General features: G+C 75.0%; 1 protein-coding gene and 1 pseudogene. Both read right to left on the bottom strand.

Going from position 1 to position 1,058, the window contains the following annotated elements:
* Positions 1-361: pseudogene (locus PROKR_RS35120) on the bottom strand (CHAT domain-containing protein); the annotation flags it as partial.
* A 141-nt stretch (positions 362-502) separates the two neighbouring features.
* Positions 503-1,058, bottom strand: a 556-nt coding sequence (locus PROKR_RS15895; RefSeq protein ID WP_157602162.1) for a CHAT domain-containing protein, incomplete at its 5' end; no start/stop codon positions are given.

Here is a 1,058-nt window from a genome sequence, read left to right as displayed (position 1 = left end):
CGAGCGCGTCGGTGAGCCGGCCGGAGCGCTGCAGCAGCAGGCCCCGGGTGCCGTCCACGACGGCGGAGAGCCGCCGACGGATCCGGCGCGGCGCGGCATCGGCGCGGGCGTCGGCGTCGTCGAGCAGGGCGAGAGGCTTGTCCAGCGTGTCCTCGACGGAGTGGACGGCCACCGCCTGGCCCGCCAGCGACCGCACCATGCCCTCGGCCCAGCGTTCACGGTCGGTGGTGCCGAGCCCGGCCTGGTCCATGACCCGGAGCCGGTCGAGCACATCTCGGAACCGTGGCAGTGCGTCGCCGGGCCGCGACCGGGCGTTCAGATCCCGGGCGGCCAGGAGCTCCGCCTCAAGTTCCGGCCACATGCTTGGTCCCCTTGCCTCGCGGTGGCCCGAGGGACACCGGGCGGGAAACGATAGCGGGACGTGGGCTGCCTGTCATCGCCCGCCGCGAGGGTGCAGGTCAGCGGATTGGCCGTGGGTGAAGAATCGCGCAGCTTCGCGATCTCACCCGGTGGCGAGTCCCTCGACCGAGCTGAAGCAGACCAGCGGCACTGGCTCGGCGACGTCGCGGAGCGCGGCCGCGAGCGCCGCCTCCGGGTCGTCGGTCTCGCGCAGGTGGGCGTGCAGGCGGGGCATGACGCGGGCGGCGAGCTCGTCGGAGAGCTTGGCGACCGAGGCGATGACGGCGCGGGCGCCCAGGCGCAGGAGCACGGAGGTCAGGCCGAGGAGCTCGCCGCCGAGCACCTGGGTGGAACCGCCGACCTCGCACGACGACAGGATCACGACCGAGCCGGGCAGCGGCGTGCCGTCGAGCTCGTGGGCGAACAGCGGGCCGTCGGCGAGCTCGATGCTCGCGAAGAGCGGGTTGTCGGCGTCGTGCTGGCCGTGGGTGGCCAGGTGCACGACGTCGTGCGTGGCCAGGGCGGTGCGGACCTGTTCGGTGACGGCGTCCTTGCCGGTCAGCACGGTCGCGCCGGGCCACTGCTCCCCCACCCCGCGCGCCTCGGCGGCGCCGTGGGGGACGCCGGGGCCGGAGGCGGCGAGCAGCCGGTGGTCGCCC

The sequence above is a fragment of the Promicromonospora kroppenstedtii DSM 19349 genome (genome assembly GCF_000515355.1).
Lineage (GTDB): Bacteria > Actinomycetota > Actinomycetes > Actinomycetales > Cellulomonadaceae > Promicromonospora > Promicromonospora kroppenstedtii.
Note: the sequence above shows the minus strand (reverse complement) of the source record. Positions and strands in the feature narration are given on the sequence as shown.